The sequence below is a fragment of the Microbacterium sp. NPDC028030 genome, assembly GCF_040637855.1.
Taxonomy (GTDB): Bacteria; Actinomycetota; Actinomycetes; order Actinomycetales; family Microbacteriaceae; genus Microbacterium.
This window is the reverse complement of the sequence record NZ_JBEZXF010000001.1, coordinates 1-14,561: the sequence shown is the minus strand read 5'-3', so window position 1 is coordinate 14,561 and position 14,561 is coordinate 1. Positions and strand designations below refer to the sequence as shown.

The following is a 14,561-nucleotide window of genomic DNA, read 5'->3' as shown; positions in this document are numbered from 1 at the left end:
GGCTGGTGGTGACCACCGCGTCGGCGACGCATCCGGGTCTCCGGCGCGCGCTGAACGAAGACGCCCATCTCGCCTCGGCGCCGGTGTTCCTCGTCGCCGACGGGATGGGCGGGCACGAGGCCGGAGAGCGCGCGAGCGCCGCGGTCATCGCCGAGTTCGCACGGTACATCGGTCGCCCTGCGCTCGAGCTCGACGACGTCCGCCATGCGCTGACCCTCGCCAGGGCGAGCGTCGAGGAGCTGTCCACCTCGGGGAACGGCCGCGCCGGCACGACGCTCAGCGGCGTCGTCATCGCCTCGGTCGACGGAATGGGCTACTGGCTCACGGTCAACATCGGCGACTCCCGCACGTATCGCTTCGCCGACGGCGAGCTGGAGCAGATCAGCGTCGATCACTCGGTCGTCCAGGAGTTGATCGAGTCGGGCGAGCTCACCCCCGAGGAGGCCGTCTCCGATCGCCGCCGCAACATCATCACCCGAGCGATCGGGGCGAGCAGCACCGGAGACGCCGACTACTGGATGTTCCCCGCCGAACTCGGCGACCGGATCCTCGTGTGCTCGGACGGCCTCACGTCGGAGGTACCCGATGCCCGCATCCGCGAGGTGCTGGCGACCGAGCCCGACCCGCAGCTCGTGGTCGACGCCCTGACGTCGGACGCCGTGGCAGCGGGGGGCAGGGACAACATCACCGTGATCGTCGTCGATGCCGTCTCGGTGGCCTCCCGTCCGGGCACTCTGCTGGCGACCGACGACACCGACATCGACCTGGACACGCGTCCACGGGAAGCCGCAGCAGGAGGGGTTCGCTGATGCAGACCAACTACCGACCGGGTGACTGGTACCTGATCGTCATCCCCGGCGCGCTCGTCGCGCTGCCGCCGGATGTCTCGGGTGAGGTCGTGGCACGCCTGTGGGAGCGGATGCCGGCGGACAAGACCCTCGCGACGGTCGTCGACGTGCTCACCACGCACGCCGGCGGCTCGTTCACCTCGCTGCCGTCGTTCGTCGCCGCCGTGGCCGAAGGTGCGGACGTGCGGATCGCCCTGCGCGGGCAGGTCACCGCGCACGTGACGTGCGCCGCGGAGACGCTCGAGCTCTCGGGCGCCGAGGTCACGACCTGGAACGAGCGCTTCCTGAGCGAGGCGACGAAGATCGAGATCGTGGTCGAGACGGTCACCGCCGCCGACGCGCTCCCGGTGCAGAGCGGCATCGTGCGGGCGGCTGCGGTCAGTGCCGAGCTCGAGCCGAGCGACGCGGAACCGCTCATCGCCGTCCTGAGCCCGGCGCCTGTCGTGGGGGCGGCGGACGCCGCGTCCGTGCCCGCTGCCGCCGAGGGACAGCCCGAGCCGGAGCCACAGCCGCAGCCGGAGCCGCAGCCGGAGCCGCAGCCCGAGCCAGAGCCCGAGCCAGAGCCAGAGCCGGAGCCCGGCCCGGTGCCGGTGATCGAAGACGCATTCCTGCCGCCGACCGAGGTGACGCTCGCTCCTCCCGTCGATGACGACTTCGATCAGCTGTGGGGCGCGACCGTGCATTCCGCCGGTGCCGCCGCCCCAGCCGCTCCGCCCCTCCCGCAGGTCCCTCTCGCGACGGAGGGCGACCACGACGGGGCGACCGTCTCGGCGGCCGAACTCCGTGCGCTGCGACAGCAGCCCCCGTCCGCCGACGACGTGGCCACCGCCGTGCTCGACGTGACTCCTCCGCCGACTGCGGCGTCGGGGGGACGCATCCGCCTCTCCACCGGTCAGGTCGCTGCGCTCGACCGTACGGTGATCATCGGACGCCGCCCACGATCGACACGCGCGAGCGGGGCGAACCTCCCGCATCTGATCGCGGTCGAGAGCCCGCAGCAGGACATCTCTCGCAGTCACCTCGAGGTCAGGCCCGAGGGCGACACCGTCGTGGTCATCGACCTGCACACGACGAACGGGTCCACCCTGCTCCGCCCCGGCGCCGACCCGGTCCGGCTGCACCCCGGCGAGCAGACGCTCGTCCTCTCCGGTGACGTGGTGGACCTCGGCGACGGCGTGACCGTCGCGTTCGAGGACCTGCCGTGAGTCGTCGCCCCTCACCGCCGCCCGACCTGCCCGGCTTCACCTATGTGGAGCCGCTGGGGACCGGTGGCTTCGCCGACGTCTTCCTGTACGAGCAGGAGATGCCCCGCCGGAGGGTCGCGGTGAAGGTGCTCCTCGCCGACCGCATCTCCAGCAGTGCGGCCCAGGAGTTCGCCGACGAGGCCAACGTCATGGCGATGCTGTCGACGCACCCGGCGATCGTCACGATCTACCAGGCGGGCGTCGCGGGCGATGGCCGCCCGTACCTCGTCATGGAGTACTGCCCGCGCCCGAACCTGCAGATCCGCTCCCGCAAGGAGCCCTTCTCGGTGGCCGAGGCCCTGCGCGTCGGCATCCAGGTCGCCGGTGCGGTCGAGACTGCCCACCGCGCTGGCGTGCTGCACCGCGATATCAAGCCCGCGAACATCCTCGTCACGGAGTACAACCGGCCGGCGCTCACCGACTTCGGTATCGCCTCGACGACGGGGGCGACGGGGGAGGCCTCCGGGATGTCGATCCCGTGGTCCCCGCCCGAGTCGTTCGCCGAGCCGCCGCAGAGTGGTCCTCGCACCGACGTGTGGGCGCTCGGAGCCACGCTCTACACGCTGCTGGCCGGTCGCTCTCCGTTCGAGCGGCAGGGCGAGCGGAACTCGAGCGCCGATCTCATCGAACGCATCGAGCGCGCCGCGCTGCCGTCGCTGAAGCGGCCGGATTCCCCCGAGAGCCTGCAGCGCCTGCTCGAGCGGTCGATGGCGAAGAACCCGGACGACCGCTTCCCGAGCGCGGTGGCCTTCGCGCGCGCTCTGCAGAAGGTGCAGATCGAGCTCTCGCACTCCGTGACGCCGATCGATATCGTCGACGATCATCCGCCCGCAGAAGACCTGGAGGACGACGGCGACGGCCTGACCAGGGTGCGCGAGATCGTCAGCATCGACCCCGACGTGGCATCCTTCACTCGTCCGTCCGCGACGACGCAGCGCAAGGAGGCGCCCACACCGCTCTCGGGAGTGCCGCGCTTCGATGCGCCGGTGGCGGAGGAGTCGACCGTCGAGCAGACGCAGTTGCGCGCGCCGTCACCCGCGCCGGCGCCGGTCCTCCCGCCGAGCGCCGACGATCGGACGATCGCCCGCGCGCCGATGGTCGTCGCACCCGATGCGGCAGCGCCACCGCTCGCGCCCGCCGGACCCGCCGCAGTCCCTGAGCCCCCGCGCGAGCCGCGCAGCCGCAGGGGCCTGTGGATCACGCTGGCCGCGGCCGCGGTCGTGCTGGTGGTCGGCGGGATCATCGGGATGAACCTCCTGGTGGCCGGGGTCGAGCCCGAACCGCAGGAGACGGCTCAGGCGGTCGATCCGAAGGATGTCGGCACGGACGTCGTGCCGAAGGTGACCGAGCTCTCCGGTACCCGGCAGGGTGATCGCGTGGTCTTCACATGGACGAATCCGAGTCCGCTCGAGGGTGACTCCTTCATCTGGACAGAGGTCAAGGTATCGGGCGAGATCGATCCGCAGCAGACGCCGGAGACGACCGCGACGGTCACGGCAGGAGCCGGGACCGTCTGCATCGACGTGATGCTGCGCCGCGACGACGGTCGGGCGTCCGAGACCGTACGGGGGTGCGTGGAGTGAGCGATGGCGGTGGTGCGGGTGGGGTGACCGTCGAGTTCGCCGGGGAGTACTTCCCCGTGCGTCGTGGCGGCCGGTTCATCGTCGGGCGGGAGGGTGACCTCGAGCTCGACGACAACCTGTTCCTGCACCGGCACTTCCTCGAGATCACCGACGCCGACGGCCTGTGGTGGCTGTCGAACGTGGGCACCCGTCTCACCGCGACCGTGACCGACTCGGCCGGCGGTGTGCAGGCCTGGCTCGCTCCGGGGGCTCGGCTGCCCCTGGTGTTCGAGAAGACCACGATCGTGTTCAGCGCGGGGCCGACGACCTACGAGCTCACGCTGCACGCGGCCGAGCCCACGTTCCGGGCCACGAGACGCGAGCACGACGACGGGGGCGCATCCACGATCGGCGACGTGCCCCTCACGCTCAGCCAGAAGCTGCTCATCCTCGCGCTCGCCGAACCGCAGCTGCGCAGGGACGGCACCGGCATGAGCGAGATCCCGACCTCGGCGAAGGCGGCGGAGCGGCTGGGGTGGACGGTCACCCGCTTCAACCGCAAGCTCGACAACGTGTGCGACAAGTTCGACCGGATCGGCGTGCCGGGTATGCGCGGCGGTCAGCGCAGCTTCGCGACGAACCGCCGTGCGCGCCTGGTCGAGCACGTCATCGCCTCGCGCCTGGTCGGCAAGAACGACCTGCCGCTGCTGGACACCCCGCACTCCGCCGACGATGTCGAGGGAGAGCAGGAGTGATCTGGGAGATCGACGACGGCGCTCCTGAGATCGAAGGCCTCGACGCGCAAGGACGCCCTGATCCCGCCTACGCGGCGGCACTGGGGCTGCGACCGGCGGGCCGGGGTGCGCGCGTTCTCGCGGCGCTGCTGGAGTGGACGGTGGCCGTGGTCATCGCGCTGCCGGCGATCATCGCGCTGACCCCGGTGGTCGGACAGGTGGCGTCGGGGCGGTTCGACCCCGCGGAGTTCTTCGCACGGGGCGACCTCGTGTGGATCATCGTCGCGGTCGCGGCCTCGCAGGGCCTGATGATCGCGTACGTCGTCGTGCAGCTCGTGCTGCACGGGCGCAAGGGGGTCACGCTCGGCAAGGCGGTCTGCGGCATCCGGTCCGTCAACGTCCGTACCCTGGAACGTCCAGGATTCTGGCGTGGTGCCGTGGTGCGGTACCTCGTCGCCTACGCCTCGCTCATCGTTCCGGTCATCGGTCCGGTGCTGGTGATCATGCTCTCGCCCCTCTTCGACGTCGAGCGGCGCGGACGCGGATGGCTCGACCTCGCGGCTGCGACCTGGTTCGTCGACGTGCGCGGCGGACTCAACCCCTACGACTCGAAGCGCATGCGCATCGCGCGCAAGCGTGTGAAGACGCCGGAGCACGAGGAGAAGGCGCCGCTGCCGTCCTTGGCCACACCCGTGCACCGCGACGCTCCGGCGGAGTACATCCCCAGCGCACGGTTCTCCGGTGGTGTGATCGGCGCGCACCGCGCCACGTCAGGACCCACGTCCGAGCAGCCGAAGGCCGCGGCATCCGGCTCGATGGTCTCTTCTGTGCCTCCGTCGCTGGCCACAGGAGCCCCGGCTCCCGCGTCGTTCGCACCGCCGGCTGCCGCGGCCCCGTCCCCGGCGCCCGCTCCGGCTCCAGCGGCACCCGCTCAGGCTCCCGCGGCCCCGGCTCCCGTACAGGCGCCTGCTCCGACCCCCGCTCCCGCGACTCCGGCCCCCGCGGTTCCGGCGTCGTCTCCGGCTCCTCCCGCTCCCGCTCCCGCGCCGGCCGAGCCGCAGAGCGACGCACCCCTGCCCGCCCCGGCGGGCGTACGGGCGATCCTCGTCCTCGACACGGGCGAGCGCATCGAGGTGCGCGGGACCACGCTGCTCGGGCGATCGCCGAGTGCCGCCGCCGGCGAAGGCGTCGCGCACCTCGTGCCGGTCGTCGACGACACCCGCTCGGTGTCGAAGACGCACATCGCGGTGATGCCGACGCGGCGCGGAGTGCTCGTGGTCGATCGCGCATCGACGAACGGCAGCGCGATCGTGCGCGGCGGATCCGAGACGGCGCTGCCCGCCGGGCACCCCGCGCAGTTGCAGATCGGCGACACGGTGCGCTTCGGCGACCGGTCCCTGCAGGTGGAATGGGTATGACCCCGATCAGTGTGATGCGCCTCCGGCGCGGTGAGGACGAGCGATGAGAGTCAAGCTGACCCTGCGTCGACCCGCAGCCCCTCTGACCGACGTCGTCGTGACGGCGGACTCGACCGCGACCGTCGCCGATGTCGCGCGGCAGATCGCCACGACCGATCCGACCCGCAGCATCGCCGCGGGTCCGGACGACGTGCTCACGCTCTCCGTGGCCCCGCCGACCAGCGAGCAGCTCACCATGCTCAACCCCGACCTGCTCGTCGGGGACGCCCCGATCGGGTCCGGCTTCCTGGCCGAGGTGATCAACGTCGGGCCGAACAGGGCGTCGACGGGCACCGTGGGCGCACGTCCGGCCGCGGTCCTCCGCGTGGTGTCGGGCCCCGCGACGGGCCAGGAGTTCCCGCTGCCGGTCGGCCATTTCCTGATCGGGCGCGATGCGGCGAACGACATCACGATCGCCGATCCGCTGGTCTCCAAGCGCCACGCGCGGATCGAGGTCGCCGCGACCTTCGTCGAACTGGTCGACCTGAACTCCGCGAACGGCATCCTCGTCGACGGCGGCCTCGTGCAGCGCCTTCGCGTGATCCCCGGACAGAGCTTCGCGCTCGGCGACTGCGAGTTCGTCGTGCACATGGTGAGCGACTTCGACGGCTCGGCCACTGGCGACCCCGTGCTCGAGCGCGGCGGTGCGCTGATGTTCAACCGCAGTCCGCGCGTCGAGGAGCGCTTCAGCGGGCAGGAGCTCGACGAGCCGCGGTATCCGCGGGATCAGGTCCAGCGCCTCTTCCCCTGGCCGATGCTCGTGGCGCCGATCCTGCTCGGACTCGCGATCTTCGCGATGAGCGGCAACCCGCGGTCGCTGCTCATCATCTTCATGTCGCCGCTGATGATGTTCGGCAACTTCATCTCGCAGAAGACCAATCTCGGTCAGCGTCTGCGCAAAGAGGAGGAGTCGTTCGAGGAGCAGTTCGAGCGCCTGGAGGAGAAGCTCTATCACGCGCATCCGCAGGAGCGTGAGGTGCGCCACAACGAGGTGCCGGCCGTCGCCGTGGTGTTCGACGAGGCGATGCGGCTCGGCCCCCTGTTGTGGACACGACGGCCGGAGCACTGGAACTTCCTCGCGTTGCGGCTCGGCGTGTGCGAGGACGAGTCGCGCACGAGGATCAAGCGCACCGAGACGCCGGAGGCGCTCGTCGAATACGTGGAGCGCGTCGACCGCCTCGAAGAGCGCTACAAGATGATCGCGGACGTGCCGATCCTCGAATCCCTGCAGAGCGTCGGGTCGATCGGCGTGGCCGGTCCCACCTCTCTCGCCAGCGACGCCCTGCGCGGCATCGCGGTGCAGCTCTTCGGGATGCACTCGCCGAACGAGCTCGTCACCGTCGCGCTCACCGAGCCGGGGTGGGCGAACGAGCTCGACTGGCTCAAGTGGCTCCCGCACACCTCCAGCGAGCGCAGCCCGTTCAAGGACGTGTCGCTCGCCGACTCCGCGTCGACGGGCGCCGCACTCCTGAGCGGTCTCGAGGAGATCGTGCTGAGGAGGTCGCGTGAGGCGAAGTCGCAGCGCCCGCCGTACGGCGACGACTGGGACCCGATGCTGTTCGGCACCGATGTGAAGCGTGCGGCCGAGGATGCGACGTTCCCCGGGCAGACCGCGATCCTCGTGATCGTCACGAACGATGCGCCGGTCGACCGTGCCCGGCTCACGCAGATCCTCGAGCGCGGCGCCGACGTGGGCGTCTACGGGCTGTTCGTCGCCCCGGTCGTCGCCGCGCTGCCCGCGGCCTGCCGCACGTTCGTCGATGTGAGCGCCGGTCTCGACCACGCCGTCGTCGGCACCGTCCGCAGCGGCGTGGGCTACCGCGACGTGCAGGTCGAAGGCGTGTCGCACGCGTACATGACGATGCTCGCCAAGCGCCTGGCGCCGGTCGTGGACTCCAGCACGGTCATCGAAGACTCGTCAGACATCCCGAACTCGGTGGGCTTCCTCTCGCTGGTCGGATCCGAGGTCGCCGAGGACCCGAACGCGGTGATCGACCGCTGGCGTCAGAACAACACGATCATCGACCGCTCCGGCAGCCCGCAGTCGCGGCTCAAGAAGGCCGGGAACCTGCGCGCCATCATCGGGCAGTCGCAGACCGACGCCATGACGCTCGACCTGCGCACCCAGGGTCCTCACGCCCTCGTCGGCGGGACCACGGGCGCGGGCAAGAGCGAGTTCCTGCAGGCGTGGGTGCTGGGCATGGCCGCCGCGCACAGCCCTGACCGCGTGACGTTCCTGTTCGTCGACTACAAGGGCGGCTCCGCGTTCGCGGACTGCGTCGACCTGCCGCACACCGTCGGTCTGGTCACCGACCTGAGCCCGCACCTGGTGCGTCGAGCCCTGACGAGCCTGCGCGCCGAACTGCACCACCGCGAGCACCTCTTCAACCGGAAGAAGGCCAAGGACCTGCTCGAGCTCGAGAAGCGCCGCGACCCCGAGACGCCGCCGGCTCTGGTCCTCGTGATCGACGAGTTCGCCGCGCTCGCCGGAGAGGTCCCGGAGTTCGTCGACGGCGTCGTCGACATCGCGCAGCGAGGACGATCCCTCGGCATCCACCTCATCATGGCGACGCAGCGCCCGGCCGGTGTCATCAAAGACAACCTGCGTGCCAACACCAACCTCAGGGTGGCTCTGCGGATGGCCGACGAGTCGGACTCGAAAGACGTCGTCGACGACCCCGTGGCGGCGTCGTTCCCGCCCTCCCTCCCCGGGCGCGGCATCGCGAAGACCGGCCCCGGCCGACTCGTGCCCTTCCAGTCGGCGTACGCCGGCGGATGGACGAGCGACGAGGCCCAGGTCGCGGAGGTGCGCGTGGCGGAGCTGCGGTTCGGATCGATCCAGACCTGGGAAGCAGAGCAGGCACCCGAGTCGGACTCGCACGACGAGGATCTCGGTCCGAACGACCAGAAGCGCATCGTCGCCACGCTGGTCTCGGCCGCCGCCCAGGCCGCCATCCCCGCGCCTCGTCGGCCGTGGCTCGACGATCTGGAGCGCGCCGTCGACATCCGCGATCTCCCGATCCACGGCGACGGACGCATCCTCCTCGGCAAGATGGACGTGCCCGAGCGCCAGCTGCAGGAGCCGGCGTACTTCCACCCCGACAAGGACGGCTCGCTGCTCGTGTACGGCACGAGCGGTTCGGGCAAGTCCACCGTGCTGCGCACCCTGGCGATCGCGGCGGGCTTCGACGGGGTCAGGTCGAACGTCGAGGTCTACGGGCTGGACTTCGGCTCCGGTTCGCTCAAGAGCCTGGAGGTCCTCCCGCACGTCGGGTCGATCATCTCGGGCGACGATGCGGAGCGCGTGCAGCGCATCCTGCGCTCCCTCGCCCGCGTGCTCGACGACCGCGGCAAGCGCTTCAGCGCGGCGAACGCGTCGAGCCTCACCGAGTACCGGGAGATCACGGGGAAGGCCGAGTCGCGCATCCTGCTGCTGATCGACGGGTTCCCGCAGTTCCGTGGCGAATGGGAGTCGACCACCGCGCGGATGCCGTTCTACCAGACGTTCATGCGCATCCTCGGCGAAGGACGCCCGCTCGGCGTGCACGTCGTCGCCAGCGCCGACCGTTCGGGCTCGGTGCCCACCGCGGTCAGCGCGAACGTCTCGCGCCGCGTCGTCCTGCGTCTCGCCGACGAGTCGGGCTACGCGATGCTGAACGCTCCGAAAGACGTGCTCGACGAGCGTTCGGCCCCCGGTCGCGCGATCGTCGACGGCCTGGAGACGCAGATCGCGACCCTGGGCGGCACGCCCAACGTGGCCGAGCAGACGAAGCTCCTCGACCGGCTCGCGGAGCAGCTGCGCGCCGGCGGTGCGCGGGAGGTCGCCGAGATCGGCGCCCTGCCGACGCGGTTGTCGGCGCGCGACCTCCCCGACCGCATCGGCGAGTTCCCGGTGCTCGGCGTCGCGGAAGACACGCTCGCGCCCCGGGAGTTCGACCCCGTCGGCACGTTCGTGGTGGCAGGGCCGCCCCTGTCGGGCAAGACGACCGCGCTCAAGGGGATCATCGCGTCGATGCGCCGCCTCGACCCCGAGGTCAAGCTCTTCCACTTCGGCGGACGCCGCGCGCAGCTCAAGGGCTACGTCGACTGGACGCGGAGCGCCGTGACGCCGGAGGACGCGAAGGAGCTGGCGAAAGAGATCGCCGAGATCGCGGTCGACGAGAGCGTCCCGGTGCGGATGCTCATCGTCGTGGAGGACGTGCCCCAGTTCGCCGATGGGCCGGCGGAGCGCGAGATGAAGGCTCTCTTCCAGGCCATCAACCGCAGCGATCACCTGCTGGTGGGCGACGCCGACGTCACGCAGGTGACGAGCGGATTCGGCTTCATCGGCGACTTCAAGGCCGGTCGCAAGGGCATCATCCTCAAACCGGATGCGTTCGACGGCGACGCGATCTTCAAGGTCCCGTTCCCCAAGGTCAAGCGCACCGACTTCCCGGACGGCCGAGGCATCTTCGTGCAAGCGGGGCGCCAGGTCACGGTTCAGCTGCCACTCATCGAAGGAGACACATGGACGCCGGTCCGCTGAGCGCGAGCGCGCATACGCCCCGAACGCGAAGGAGGGGCGGACGATGACGGTCACCTTCGACGACACCGCCCTGCGTGCGCCGGTTGAGCCTGCGCTCGCCCGCCAGGAGAGCCGCGAGCGCGTCGCCCGGGAGGGCCGCCGGTTCGGTGTGGTCCTCGGCTCCGGTTGGGTCGTGTTCCAGTCGGTCGTGCTGGTCGTCGGAGCCGGTGTGCTCGCGGCTCTGGCCGTCGTGGCCGTGCAGTTCATGTTCGGTGCGGACGGCGCCGACGCGACGACGTTCATCCTGGCCGCTCTCATGGTGGCGCCGCTCGCCGTGGTGCGGATCCGTTCGCACCTTCGTGGTCCACGCGACCGCGAGGTCGAGGAGTACCGCCTCGAGAGGTTCGCGGCGGCGAACGGGCTGACCTACCGCACCGGCGAGCTCGATCCGCAGCGGCCCGCAGCCCTCTTCGGCGTCGGCACCTCGCGCGTCGCGAGCGACATCGTGGCGGGGCCCGCCCCGCGCCCCTTCGAGGCGGCCAACTACTCCTTCGACACCTGGGTCGCGCGGGCGCGCATGCCGCATGTCGCCAACTACGCGGCGTTCGACCTGCAGAGCCCGCTCCCGGCGCTGACCCTCGTGACGAAGTCACCGGGGGTCGCGGCATCCGGATGGGAGCCGACTCCGCCGCAGGAGCGTGTGGCGTTCGACGGCGACTTCGCGTCGCGCTTCGAGGTCTTCACGGCCAGGGCGACGGAGGAACCGGTTCGTCACCTGCTGTCGCCGGAGGTGCAGGCTGCACTGATGGCCCTCGCCGAGCGAAGCGACATCGAGATCGTGGGCGATCGCGTGTTCGTGCTCTCGCGGCGGCACCTCCCGATGGCGGAGCCCGCGTACTGGGAGTGGGTCTCCGACCTCGCCGCCCTGGTCTCCGTGCTGGAGGCCCGCGGCCGGGCCGAGCAGCCTGCGGGACTCCCCGACGCGGATTCCGCTCGACGCACGCGTCGGGAGGCGCTGTTCGCCGCACCGAAGGGCGGCCGCGCTGCGGCCATGGGCTGCCTGGTCCCGCTTCTGGTGGGCCTGGCCGCGGCCGCCCTGATCACCAAGATCACGACGGGGTAGGGGTGCGGGCGTCGTCACCGGGGATGGGGAGTTGTCCCCATCGACCGGAGGGCGTCCGTTTCGTAGAGTTCTCGTAGTCGGGGCGACCGCATCGGCGCCACCGACGAGGGTCGGCCGCTGACAGGCAGCTGAACCGACGTGCTTTCAGGGGACGTGCTTCACGGCGGGTCCCCTCGATCTGAACATTCCACGAGGGGGGCTGACATGGGTGACGGTGTCAAGCTGAGATACGACGATCTGGAGCCGTTGCGCACGGAGCTGCAGAACATCATCGAGGAGTTCGAGAACGCCGGCTCGCGAAGCAACGATCTCGAGAGCGCCGTGGGTTCCCCGTACGGCGAGCGTGCCCTGCGCGACGCGGCGTCCGACTTCGAGGGTCGCTGGGACGACCGCCGCAAGCGGCTCATGGACGACTGCAAGAAGGTCGAAGAGCACGTCGCCGCGGTGATCACGGGCTTCCAGGACTTCGACCGTGACGCCGCATCCAAGTCCGAGAACAACGGAGGCTGATCGTGTACGAGCACATGCCGATGACCTCGCCCGCCGGCCACCCCATCGGTGCGCTCACCGGTGACGTCGAGTCGATCCGTGACCGGGGCAACGCGCTGCAGGAACTCGCGAACGCGATGAGCAACTCCGCCACGCTGCTGCAGCGTCTCGTCGACAACGGAGCCGACATGGAGGGCAAGTCGGTCGACAAGCTCGCCGAGGTCTCGGGGAAGATGCATGCCGAGCTGGGTCGCGCCGCCGATCTCTACGACGCTGTGGCCCCTCACATCGTGCAGTACGCGTCCGACCTCGAGTCGTCGAAGACTGCGATCGACCCGATCCTCGACGACCTCGTCGAGCTGTGGGCCACGTACCAGCAGAAGAAGGACGCCGCGGTGACGGCGCAGTCGCAGGTGCCCGACTATCCGACGGGCGCAGACGCCGACGACGATCAGGCCCGTCAGGCGGCGGAGGATGCCCGCGACGAAGCCGCCGACGCGGCCGCCGGTGCCGCCACCGGCGCGCGCGGCGACTGGGATGCCCGCGCGGCCGATTACGACCGCGAATGGAACTCGTGGCACACGGCCTTCACGAACGCGGCGAACAACATCCGCGAAGACACCTCGGACAAGATCGAGGACAGCACGTGGGACAACCTCGACGGGTTCCTGCAGTTCATGTCGGACTTCCTCGCGGTGGCCGGCATCGTGCTCGCCGTGCTCGCGATCATCGTCGGTGGTCCGATCATCGCCGCGCTCGCCGCGATCGTCGCCATCGCCACGCTGATCGTGGCCGTCGCGAGATTGGCGAGGGGCAACGGCTCCGTCATCGACGTCGTGTTCGGGGTCATCGGGGTCATCCCGCTGATCGGCCCGGCGATCAAGTTCGCCCGTGGTCCGATCGCCATGATCCGGGGTGCCGACTTCGGCGCCGACGGCATGCGATTCGTCAACGCCTTCGCCGGCCGTGCACCGCTGAGCACGCTCAGCCAGATCCGCGGTGGTTTCACCACCGGATTCGCCGAGTTCTCGGCGCGTCTGTTCACGGGCAACGGCACCGCGTCGTTCGCCGCGCAGATGACCGGTGTGCAGACGCTCGACATGGTCGGCAACGTCTTCGCCTCGCACTTCGCGATCGCCGGCGGCATCAAGGACAGTGCGGGCGGCGCGTGGTCGGGGACGTTCGACCCTGATCAGAACCCGTTCTCCTGACCGACAGTGGCGCGAGCCGCCCCCATGGAAGACTGAGACGATGAGCAGCCTGCGCGCGGAACTGATGGGGACGACCGGCACGATCATCCCGCCCTATCGGATGCTCCTCCCTCCGGGGTGGGAGGCGTTCGACCTCAGCGAGACGACGGAGCGCGACCTGATCCGTCGGGCCGAGGCGCGTCTGCAGGGCGCGAAGAACTCCGCTTTCGGGCCGGTGCTCGCCGGCAAGGTGCACGAGGTGCTCGAGGGGTTGCGCGCGCGTCAGGGATTCGCCTACGCCTTCGCCGGCGAGGCGGCGCCGAGCTGGGCCATCGGGGCGGCGACGCTGGTGGGGCTCAAGCGCTCGTCCTCTCCCGAGGCGACTCTCGAACAGATCGTGGAGAGCGCGATCCGGCATCACGACGGCGTCGCGATCGGGGAAGGTCAGCGCATCGTGCGATGGACCGAGCGCCGCGAGGTGACGGTCGACGGCGAGGATGTCGCGTCGCTGCTCATCAACTATCTGATCCCGGTCCCGGGGACGAGGCTCACCGAGGCGGTGCAGTGGACGGCGACCGTGACGCACGAGGCCGACCTCCCCGCCGATCATCCGAACCTCACGCTCTGGACCGCGCTGTTCGACACCCACATCAGCACCTTCACCTGGACGGTGCGCTGATGGAGCTCGAGATCACGTACGCGCCCGACCGCGTGATCCCGGTGCCTGCTGAACGACTCTCACCGCAGGAGCAGGCGGCATGGGCGCGTCAGGCCGCAGCGGATTTCACCCGTGACGCCGGTGCGCATTCCTCGACCGCCGCCCCGATCGAGGACGCTCTTCGTGCGGTGATGGCCGGGGTCGGCGACGATCGGCGGCTGCTGCTCATCGTCGGTGTCGACGGCGGCGTGGTCGCCCCGCTGATGATCTCGGTGATCACGCACGAGCTCTCCCGTCAGGAGCAGGCCGACTTCCTCTGGTCGAACACCGCGATCCTGCCGGTCACCCCCCGGCTCACCGAGACGGAGTCGCTGGGCACCGGGTTCTCGTCCACGCTCGCGCAGCGTGAGAACGGTCTCGACTTCGCGACCCGCCGCTGGATCTTCTTCGGCGAAGGGGCGACGGTGTGCGCGATGCTCGGGCCCGTCGTGCCGTACGGGATGGCGTTCGTGGAGCCCTTCGCCGAGGCGGCGTTGGCGTCGGCGACGCTCAGCGGCTTCACTCCGCGGGTCGACCAGGAACGTCTCGACGAGCTCGTCGCCGCGGTGGTCCGCCCCGGCGACGACTGGGTGCTGAACGTCTGACGCCACCGGGGTGGGGTGGATGGGGAGTTGTGCCCATCGACGGTGGTGTGTGGGGTCTCGTAGGGTGGGTGTATTCGGGCCGGAGGGGTCCGTTCCGTTCGATTTCCG

General features: G+C 70.4%; 11 protein-coding genes. All 11 read left to right on the top strand.

Features of this window, described 5'->3' with window-relative positions; translation table 11 throughout:
* Positions 1–5 precede the first annotated feature (5 nt).
* Positions 6–809, top strand: a complete 804-nt coding sequence (locus tag AB0E56_RS00055) for a protein phosphatase 2C domain-containing protein (RefSeq protein ID WP_359796077.1) — start codon at positions 6–8, stop codon at positions 807–809.
* Entirely contained in the window at positions 809–2,053 is a 1,245-nt protein-coding gene (locus AB0E56_RS00050) for an FHA domain-containing protein (RefSeq protein WP_359796076.1), read from the top strand. The genes AB0E56_RS00055 and AB0E56_RS00050 overlap by 1 nt, the downstream gene beginning before the upstream one ends.
* On the top strand, positions 2,050–3,675 hold the full coding sequence (locus AB0E56_RS00045) for a serine/threonine-protein kinase (protein WP_359796075.1): 1,626 nt from the start codon (positions 2,050–2,052) through the stop codon (positions 3,673–3,675). Before AB0E56_RS00050 ends, AB0E56_RS00045 begins: the two co-directional genes overlap by 4 nt.
* Entirely contained in the window at positions 3,672–4,409 is a 738-nt protein-coding gene (locus AB0E56_RS00040; RefSeq protein ID WP_359796074.1) for a hypothetical protein, read from the top strand. The genes AB0E56_RS00045 and AB0E56_RS00040 overlap by 4 nt, the downstream gene beginning before the upstream one ends.
* Positions 4,406–5,806: an RDD family protein gene (locus AB0E56_RS00035; protein WP_359796073.1), complete on the top strand. Its 1,401-nt coding sequence runs from the start codon at positions 4,406–4,408 to the stop codon at positions 5,804–5,806. The genes AB0E56_RS00040 and AB0E56_RS00035 overlap by 4 nt, the downstream gene beginning before the upstream one ends.
* Before the next feature lie 43 nt (positions 5,807–5,849).
* Positions 5,850–10,370, top strand: coding sequence for an FtsK/SpoIIIE domain-containing protein (locus AB0E56_RS00030; RefSeq protein WP_359796072.1), 4,521 nt, complete (start codon positions 5,850–5,852; stop codon positions 10,368–10,370).
* A gap of 43 nt (positions 10,371–10,413) precedes the next feature.
* Entirely contained in the window at positions 10,414–11,472 is a 1,059-nt protein-coding gene (locus tag AB0E56_RS00025; protein WP_359796071.1) for a hypothetical protein, read from the top strand.
* Positions 11,473–11,676: 204 nt separating this feature from the next.
* Positions 11,677–11,982, top strand: coding sequence for a hypothetical protein (locus AB0E56_RS00020; protein ID WP_359796070.1), 306 nt, complete (start codon positions 11,677–11,679; stop codon positions 11,980–11,982).
* A 20-nt stretch (positions 11,983–12,002) separates the two neighbouring features.
* A complete protein-coding gene (locus AB0E56_RS00015) occupies positions 12,003–13,172 on the top strand; it encodes a hypothetical protein (RefSeq protein ID WP_359796069.1) in 1,170 nt (389 codons plus the stop codon).
* 40 nt (positions 13,173–13,212) lie between these two features.
* Positions 13,213–13,830 (top strand): hypothetical protein, encoded by a 618-nt coding sequence (locus tag AB0E56_RS00010; protein WP_359796068.1) that lies wholly within the window; start codon positions 13,213–13,215, stop codon positions 13,828–13,830.
* Positions 13,830–14,453 carry a hypothetical protein gene (locus AB0E56_RS00005; protein WP_359796067.1) on the top strand — a complete coding sequence of 208 codons (624 nt, stop codon included), beginning with the start codon at positions 13,830–13,832 and terminating at the stop codon, positions 14,451–14,453. Before AB0E56_RS00010 ends, AB0E56_RS00005 begins: the two co-directional genes overlap by 1 nt.
* The last annotated feature ends 108 nt before the right edge of the window (positions 14,454–14,561 follow it).

Coding starts and splice junctions, on each gene's coding strand:
- AB0E56_RS00050 (WP_359796076.1), top strand. CDS start 809: ATGCAGACCAACTACCGACCGGGTGACTGGTACCTGATCGTCATCCCC.
- AB0E56_RS00030 (WP_359796072.1), top strand. CDS start 5,850: ATGAGAGTCAAGCTGACCCTGCGTCGACCCGCAGCCCCTCTGACCGAC.
- AB0E56_RS00025 (WP_359796071.1), top strand. CDS start 10,414: ATGACGGTCACCTTCGACGACACCGCCCTGCGTGCGCCGGTTGAGCCT.
- AB0E56_RS00020 (WP_359796070.1), top strand. CDS start 11,677: ATGGGTGACGGTGTCAAGCTGAGATACGACGATCTGGAGCCGTTGCGC.
- AB0E56_RS00015 (WP_359796069.1), top strand. CDS start 12,003: ATGACCTCGCCCGCCGGCCACCCCATCGGTGCGCTCACCGGTGACGTC.
- AB0E56_RS00010 (WP_359796068.1), top strand. CDS start 13,213: ATGAGCAGCCTGCGCGCGGAACTGATGGGGACGACCGGCACGATCATC.
- AB0E56_RS00005 (WP_359796067.1), top strand. CDS start 13,830: ATGGAGCTCGAGATCACGTACGCGCCCGACCGCGTGATCCCGGTGCCT.